We start from the raw sequence: 8,512 nt of genomic DNA, 5'->3' as shown, positions 1-8,512 counted from the left end.
TCATCCATTTTTGGACGGGACGCTTTCGCTACGATGCGCTACGTCACGTTACTTAATGTCTCTGAAATACGAGACATAAGTAACGACGAGCGCAAAGTCCCTTTCAAAAATGATGAATACCTTGCTTCCGGGACTTCGAGTTTCCGAAGGGCATGTAAATCAATCATCAGAGACAACAAAATTTAGAAATCACCAAAAACGAAAATGCGACAAGGCAATTACTATAGTTCTCGGATGGCAGAAATCACTCTTTGGTGACTGCAAAATGCAATATGTTCATTGCCATAATAAGCAATATGTTGTTCTTACAGCAACCTCCGGTATGGGAAGTTTGCGTCATTAATACATGGATCAATAAAGGAGGACACTCAGTGCAAGAATTTGATATTAATATTTTTGCCAACAGCAGTCAGGCTTTCTGCATTGTCCGTGTTGATCTGGATGAAGGTGGAAAGCCTTTCTCATATACTCCGGTATTTTTCAATCAAGCTTTGATGAATCTGGTTCGTGTTGAAGAGGGACGAACAATAGAAGAACAGTGTCCTATGCTATTTCAAAATATGAATCCGCGGTGGCTGCGTATATTTTATAATGCAGCGTATGAAAATCATAAAAGTGAGATAGAGGATATTTCAGAAGAATATGGCAGATATATTCGTGTGCAATGTTTTTCTGCAGGCCTTGGATACTGTGCCTGCATCGTCAATGATATTTCCAAGCAGATGTTGACAGAACGTTTCAAAAGTGAATTATATGCGAATATTTCCCACGAAATCAGGACGCCTATGAATGCAATAGCGGGGATGTTATCTCTTATGTATATTCATTTGGAGGAACCGGATAAACTGGAACAATATCTGGAAAAGATTGCAGACTACGGCGATGAATTATTGAATATATTGGACAAAGTATTGGATATGAGCCAGATCGAACTCGGCAAAGTAACATTGGCAGATCAATTGTTTGATATGACAGAAATGATAGAATATGTTGCTGCACAATTACAGCCGGAAAGTACGGCGAAACGACAGCAGGTCAAGATCATAAGTGACGGACTGGTACATAAAAAAGTTGTTGGTGACAGGGGAAGAATACAGCAGATATTGCAGTATCTGATGGAGAATAGTGTGAAATTCACCCCGGAGCAGGGAATGATCACTGTTACCCTGACAGAACGTGCTGCACAGGATGGGAAATCCTGTTACGTTATGGAAGTAAAGGATAACGGAATGGGGATAGAGCCTGAATTTATGGAATATCTGTACGAACCGTTCTGCCGCTCGGAACGTGTGAAAAAGGCGCATATTCCGGGATGTGGTCTAGGATTAAAAATCGTGAATAGTATAGTAAAAATGATGCGGGGCAGTATTGATGTAGAAACGGACATTCAGCATGGTACGAGTGTAACCGTCATGATCGAGCTGCCGTATATGGATGAATAGAGATGGAAAATTTGGATGCAGGAGACAGACAGATTGCGATGTATTTGCGCATTTCTAAACAGGATCGAACCGGTTCCAAAGAAGGCAGTATTGAGCATCAGAAAAAAATGATCTTAAATTGGCTGCATGACCAACAATTTCTACAGGAAGAGGAAAATGTCCCACAAAAAAGTTATTTGACAGATAATAAATGCAATCCAACGAATAAATATACGATAATTGAATATAAAGACGAGGGGTACAGTGGAATGACACAACGACGGCCCGCATATGAAAGGTTGTTGGCAGCAGTGTTGATGGGACGTGTGAAAGTGCTAGTGGTCAAGGATTTTTCTCGTTTATCCAGAGAATATTTAGTATTGGCAAGACTGCGCGAACAGGTAATGCCGGAATATCAGGTACGATTGGTTTCATTAGGAGACGGATATGATAGTGATGACTATAAGTCCGCCGGATTTTGTGGAGGACTGGACATTTCCTTTCGAGAACTGTTTTATGAATATTATTGTCATGATATTTCCAGGAAAGTAAAAGGTGCACTTTGGGCTAAAAACGAGAGAGGGGATTATGTGTCCGCTAAAGTGCCATATGGATATCGAAAAGTAAACGGAAGCTTAAAAATACAACCGGAGGAAGCAAAAGTCCTCGGTTTTTATTTGAGCAGATCGCGGAGGGAATGACTTACAAAAATGCGGGGAAAATAGTAGGTATGGAGGCTGCAAGAGTATGGTATCTTGTGCATAATCCGGTTTACACCGGTTGTCATGTATGGCATCGTTATGAAAATCATATTGACCAGATCCGACGCACGGTCGTTGTGCCAAAAGAACAGTATTGTGTCCGTAAAAACGGACATGAGCCGATCGTATCCGAAGAATTGTTTCATGCAGTTGCCGGGCGTCAGTATTCCACAACGTCAAAGAAACGTCATATCTTCCATGGAATTACGAAATGCGGTCATTGTCAACGGGCTCTAGTGCGCAGACGGAGACATCCCGAAATGCTTTGCTGTCGTCATTGCGGTGAGGGAGAAAGCGAGCGAATCGATATTCAAACCCTATTACAACTATGTGGAGAGCAGTTATGTAAAGAATATAAAGATGATCCGGATTTTTGCGGTTGGGCTCGTATGATCTTGGGGATCGGAACGGAGGCAGACGCGTTATCACACGCACTGGGGACCGATGGGACTATGTGGGAGAGGGAAGAACTGCGGAGAATTCTCTTAGAGGAAATGATCCAGAAGATTGAAGTGTGGCAGGACAAAAAAGTGTGCATTTATTGGAATTTCTGCTACAATAAACAAGAATGAGAAATGGAACGGAGGTGCATGGTATGGCGGCAAAACGAACGTATATTGCAATTGATCTTAAGTCCTTTTATGCATCTGTGGAATGTGTCGAGAGAGGACTAAATCCATTGACTACCAATCTTGTTGTGGCTGACAAGAGCCGTACAGAGAAGACAATCTGTCTTGCGGTGTCACCGCCATTAAAAGCACATGGCATTTCCGGCAGAGCCAGATTATTCGAAGTGGTGCAGCGCGTCAAAGAGGTGAATGCCTTGCGCAGAAGGCAGGCACCGGGTCATAAGTTTACCGGGAAATCTGCACAGGCAGAGGAACTTCGTGAGTCACCGGAATTAGAACTGGATTACATTGTGGCGCCTCCGCGAATGGCATATTATTTAGAATACAGTACCAAAATTTATCAGATATATTTAAAATATGTAGCCCCGGAAGATATACATGTATATTCCATTGATGAAGTTTTTATGGATGTAACACATTATTTGAAAACGTATCAAAAGACACCGAGACAGCTTGCACAGCAAATGATCCAAGATGTATTGGAGAACACCGGGATCACAGCAACGGCGGGGATTGGAACGAATATGTATCTGTGCAAGATCGCAATGGATATTTTGGCAAAACATATCATTCCGGATGAGAATGGGGTGCGGATCGCCAGTCTGGATGAGATCTCGTATCGTAAGTTGTTGTGGTCGCATCAGCCGATCACGGATTTTTGGCGCGTCGGCGCCGGTTATGCGAAGAAACTGGCTGCGGAAGGCCTGTATACGATGGGAGATATTGCGAGGTGTTCATTAGGCAAGGGGACAGACTATTATAACGAAGATTTATTATACAAAATGTTTGGAGTCAATGCAGAGCTGTTGATCGATCATGCGTGGGGATATGAACCGTGTACGATCGCACAGGTAAAGGCGTATAAGCCATCGACGAACAGTATCAGTTCGGGACAGGTTTTGCAGGAACCGTATGATTTTGACAAGGCAAAGCTAGTGGTGCGGGAGATGACGGATCTGCTCGTGCTGGAGCTTGTAGATAAGCGTCTGGTGACCGATCAGATGGTATTAACGATAGGATATGATATTGATAATCTGCGTGATCAGAAGATAAAGTACGGCGGTAGTGTGACAACAGATCGATATGGCCGCAAAGTGCCTAAACATGCTCATGGCACTGTTAATCTGCCGCAGAAGACTTCTTCAACCCGGGAGATCATGGAGGCTGTGAGCGGTCTGTATGACCGGATCGTAGATCCGAAGCTGCTAGTTCGTCGTATTACGGTCGTTGCAGCAAAGGTAATTGATGAGGCAGATATCCCCAAACAGGAATGCATACAGATGAGTTTGTTTGAGGATTATGAGGCGCAGGAAGTCAAACAGCAGCAGGACTCAGAAGCCAAACAAAAAGAGCGTAATATGCAGGAAGCATTGCTTAAGATCAAGAAGAAATATGGCAAGAATGCAGTATTGCGTGGAATGAATTTTGAGGAGGGGGCAACGGCAAAGGACCGAAACCGCCAGATTGGAGGACATCGTGCTTGACCTTTTAGCACAAAATGAATTTTCGCAGGAATTTGCATCGATGATCGAAGAGCAGGTTATGAAAAAATATGGCGATATTTTGTATCAGGAGCATCCGGTATCTGCCAATCATCTGCCAATGTCGGTCGACAACCGTGCTGCACAGTTTTCGCCGTTTGCCGCATTGACCGGACATGAAGAGGCGATACAGGAAACAGCACGGCTGACAGACAGACGGCACGAAATGGATGAGGAGAGCACCAGACTGCTCAATGAGCGGTATCACGAGCTGTTAGAACGCTTTGCAGAGCAGCCGTGGATCTCGCTAACGTATTTTGTCCCGGATGACAGGAAAGAAGGCGGCAAATATGTAACCGTACAGAGCACCGTAAAAAAGATAAAAGAATATGAACGACAGCTTGTGCTAGCGGATGAACGCATTATATCGATGTCTGATATTGTTTCAATGCAGTTTTTAGATCGTCCCTAGCGATGCCAACGCACATAAGGTAAGGTAAAAGGAGGAATGGGTTATGCAGACTGTTATCGTACGTTATGAAGGGGCATTGGCGCAAAGCGTAGAACGGGAGATCCCGGGGGCTACAACTGTAGAACTATTTAATGAATATGGCGTGGTTACGATTCCGGATGGACAGCTTGAGACATTACGTGCCCTTCCTGAGGTAGAATATATCGAGCTGCCAAAACGTCTTTATTTTGATCTGGAGCAGGGACGGCGTGTTTCCTGTCTGTCATCGGCGACATTACCGGATCAAAATGTGGAGGGATTGCAGGGAAAAGGTGTGCTGGTCGGTATTATTGATTCAGGAATTGATTATAGCCATCCGGATTTTATCCGCGACGATGGAACGAGCCGGATCGCATTTTGCTGGGATCAATCCGGGGAGCAGGAAGGGCGTGCCCCGGAAGGGTTTTCAATCGGAGTAGAATATACAGCGGAAGACTTTGATCAGGCATTGCGGATGCCGGAAGAGAGCCGGTGGGAGATCGTGGCTGTTGATGATCGTGTCCTGGGACATGGAACGGCAGTTGCAGGTGTGGCGGCGGGGAATGGAAGAGGCTCTGTCAGTCGGCGGAATCGCGGCATAGCTGCAGAAAGTAATCTGATCATCGTAAAATTGGCCGGAAGGGACGATGGATTTCCGAGAACGACAGAAGTGATGGAGGGCTTAGATTATGTTTTGCGTAAGGCGATCAGACTGCAGCAGCCGATCGCAGTCAACTTAAGTTTTGGCAATAATTATGGTCCTCACGACGGCCGGTCATTGTTTGAAAACTATATTTCTGAATTGAATGGTGTTTGGAAAAACATGATCGTTGTGGCAGCAGGTAATGAGGGAAATGCAAGGCACCACACACAGGTGGCGCTGCCCAAGGGGGATTTCCGGATATACGGAAATGGCGGGTTCGATGGTTCAAGAATAAATTCAGATAATTCTACAGAAGTAGAATTTGCTTTAGCAGAAGGAGAGAGAGCACTTACGATTCAATTGTGGAAATCCTATGTCGATCGTTTGGAATTATATGTGGTTTCACCATCCGGGGAGCGGTTCCGGATGCCGGAGGAAGGTACCGGTGTGCGGTATATGTTAGGTGGTGACAGTACATTATCTATTGTACATGGCACGCCGACACCGTATACGATTTCACAGGAAATATATATGGAATGGACTGCCGGGGAGGGAGTTACCCTGCCTACCGGTATATGGAGCATTGCTCTGTATCCGAGAGAGATTCGAGAAGGAGTATGTAATTTGTGGATGTCCGGGATAGAGGCAAGCGGCAGTCAGACCGGATTTTTAATGCCAGTCACGAATACCACGTTGACAATTCCTGCAACAGCAGATCGTATTGTTTCTGTGGGGGCGTATCAGGCAGATACGATGGCAGTTGCCCCATTTTCGGGGAGAGGATTTACGGCTTCCGGGCAGGTCGCACCGACACTTGTAGCCCCGGGTGTAGATATCCTGACGGCTGCTCCCGGCGGGGGATATGCGAGACGCACGGGTACGTCGATTGCCGCCCCATTTGTGACAGGCGCAGCGGCATTATTAATGGAGTGGGGAATTGTTCGTGGCAATGATGTGGAATTGTATGGCGAAAAGGGAAAGGCTTATCTGATGCGCGGTGCCAAACCGCTGCCGGGGATCACGGATTATCCGGATGTGGCAGCAGGATATGGCCGACTCTGTGTAGAGCAGAGTATACCCAAGTGATGAAAGTATATTTTGGGTGAAGAGAAGATGCTGATTACATTTTAATCTTGACAAACTATCAATTAGTATATATACTATCAATTGATAGTATATGCGTTGGGGGTGATTAGTATATTTCTTAGCTATCAATCGAAAAAAAGAGAAGTAGCTGCTTTTCTAGATGAACTGCATCAGTTACTTGAGAGCGATGACTTTGACATAAATATGGATTTAATCCTTATTCGAAAGAAAAAACAAGGGGATGATTGGAAATTTTCGACACCGTATACATTGCTTGATCTTGAGTACAATGCACAAGATGTTGTTAATCGATTAAAAGAGTTAAAAGTTGAAGATTCGTGATCAGCAGAAACAAATAGTATGTGTGTCATTTCATTATGCAAAGGATAAAATGCAGTATCCATATGCATAATGGAATGTTGAAGGAGGGAAGACAATGGAGAGTAATACATTAATTAGAAAAGTTCATATGTCATGTCCGTTATGTAACAAGGCACATGAAATCGAAGAGAGAAAGAGAACTACGAGTATTATATTAAAAGGCGAGGAAGTAACCTATGAAGAACGGTTCTATTTTTGTGCAAACGCAGATGAGAATGAGAACGAATTTGAAACCGGAGCAATGACAAATGAAAATCTCCTTAATGCAAGGAATGCATACCGGGTTAAGATGGGACTTCTCACTTCCGATGAGATTGTTGCCATTAGAGAAAGCTATGGGCTCTCTCAGGTTGATCTTGCCAAACTGCTTGGATGGGGAGAAGCAACAATATCTCGCTATGAAAGTAAAGGAATTCAAGATGAGGCTTATGACACGATGCTTCGATTAGTAAAAGACAATCCGTTGCAGGCGTTAGAATTTTTGAAAAAGAATTCTGAAAAGTTTTCGGTCATGAAGCGGTTAGACATAAAAGTAAAGATTATAGAAAAACTAGATTCTTATGGCAAGGAATTTCTTACAAGGCAAACATTTGAAGGTGAGTATGCAAATTTTGAAGAGTTATCTGACTCCAATGGGTTTGCAATGCTTAACATTGACAAAATCGAAGCAATGATTTCTTATATTGCAGAAAAAGTAGATAACTTGTTTAAGGTCAAATTGATGAAAATGCTTTGGTATTCAGATGCCGTATCATACATTAAAAATGGATGTGCAATGACCGGTATGGTATATCGACATGAGCCTATGGGGGCACTTCCGGTTGGACATTATAGTTTGATGAATTTAGAAAATATAAATGTTCAAGAAGAAATGAGTTATAATTATGACACGATGCTTCATATATATCCAACTGCGAATATGGATTATTCGGTTTTAACAGATAGCGAAATAAATATATTGGATAAAGTGATCGCAAAGTTTAAGGATTATAAGGAAAAAGATATTATAGAATATATGCACGATGAAAGGGCATACATGGAGACCAAACCCGGAGAAATAATTCCTTTTAGCTTAGCAAAAGAAATAAAAGCCTTTTAATAGGATGAGTAGTAATTATGGGCACTTGCAGATAATGCGAGTGCTTTCGTCTTATACCGTAAAACATTTTGAGAGAATATATCCCTTATCAATCTTTGGTTTTGTAATATAACATGCAATGGCAATAGCCTTCGAAATCAGGATCTGCAATCTGTTCCCGAAATTCTTTGCACATGCATTTGTTATCTTCTGTCATTTCCAGACGACATGGGCAGTAACCATTCTTTTTCTTTAAGCCTTCCTTGATACGTGCAACAACCACGGTATCTTCATTATATCGAACCATAATTTTACCTTCCCTTCTACCTTTCCGAACTTCCCTTTTCGGAAAAGTCCAAATCCGCATTACTAAATGCAAACCTTGCACACAACCTAACTGTAGCCATACCACATATTGCTTATTATGTACGTAACTCAAACTTCCCATACCTCAAATCCTCCACAACCACATATTGCTTATTATGTCAATAACTATATGATATTTTGCAGCCGCCAAAGAACGGTTTCTGCCATCAGAGAAC

9 protein-coding genes are annotated in these 8,512 nt (G+C 43.1%); 8 read left to right on the top strand and 1 reads right to left on the bottom strand.

Annotated elements, in window-relative coordinates:
* Positions 1-371: 371 nt before the first annotated feature.
* The 8 genes from DW981_RS13625 (at position 372) to DW981_RS13590 (ending at position 7,991) form a co-directional block, all read left to right on the top strand.
* Positions 372-1,442 (top strand): HAMP domain-containing sensor histidine kinase, encoded by a 1,071-nt coding sequence (locus DW981_RS13625; protein ID WP_182434297.1) that lies wholly within the window; start codon positions 372-374, stop codon positions 1,440-1,442.
* A 2-nt stretch (positions 1,443-1,444) separates the two neighbouring features.
* Entirely contained in the window at positions 1,445-2,122 is a 678-nt protein-coding gene (locus DW981_RS13620) for a recombinase family protein (RefSeq protein WP_118508108.1), read from the top strand.
* Positions 2,119-2,754, top strand: coding sequence for a recombinase family protein (locus tag DW981_RS13615; protein ID WP_118508107.1), 636 nt, complete (start codon positions 2,119-2,121; stop codon positions 2,752-2,754). Before DW981_RS13620 ends, DW981_RS13615 begins: the two co-directional genes overlap by 4 nt.
* A gap of 23 nt (positions 2,755-2,777) precedes the next feature.
* Positions 2,778-4,295 (top strand): DNA methylase, encoded by a 1,518-nt coding sequence (locus DW981_RS13610; protein ID WP_118508106.1) that lies wholly within the window; start codon positions 2,778-2,780, stop codon positions 4,293-4,295.
* Entirely contained in the window at positions 4,288-4,764 is a 477-nt protein-coding gene (locus DW981_RS13605) for a hypothetical protein (RefSeq protein ID WP_243034769.1), read from the top strand. The genes DW981_RS13610 and DW981_RS13605 overlap by 8 nt, the downstream gene beginning before the upstream one ends.
* 43 nt (positions 4,765-4,807) lie before the next feature.
* Positions 4,808-6,511, top strand: a complete 1,704-nt coding sequence (locus DW981_RS13600) for a S8 family peptidase (RefSeq protein ID WP_118508105.1) — start codon at positions 4,808-4,810, stop codon at positions 6,509-6,511.
* A 96-nt stretch (positions 6,512-6,607) separates the two neighbouring features.
* A complete protein-coding gene (locus DW981_RS13595) occupies positions 6,608-6,853 on the top strand; it encodes a hypothetical protein (protein ID WP_118508104.1) in 246 nt (81 codons plus the stop codon).
* 94 nt (positions 6,854-6,947) lie between these two features.
* Positions 6,948-7,991, top strand: coding sequence for a type II TA system antitoxin MqsA family protein (locus DW981_RS13590; protein WP_118508103.1), 1,044 nt, complete (start codon positions 6,948-6,950; stop codon positions 7,989-7,991).
* Between the two features lie 88 nt (positions 7,992-8,079).
* On the opposite strand, the gene DW981_RS13585 is transcribed toward DW981_RS13590, so the two are convergent.
* Positions 8,080-8,277, bottom strand: a complete 198-nt coding sequence (locus DW981_RS13585; RefSeq protein ID WP_118508110.1) for a ferredoxin-thioredoxin reductase catalytic domain-containing protein — start codon at positions 8,275-8,277, stop codon at positions 8,080-8,082.
* Between the last annotated feature and the right edge of the window lie 235 nt (positions 8,278-8,512).

The sequence above is a fragment of the Clostridium sp. AM49-4BH genome, from assembly GCF_003478335.1.
Lineage (GTDB): Bacteria > Bacillota > Clostridia > Lachnospirales > Lachnospiraceae > Butyribacter.
This window is presented reverse-complemented; position numbering and strand designations above follow the sequence as displayed.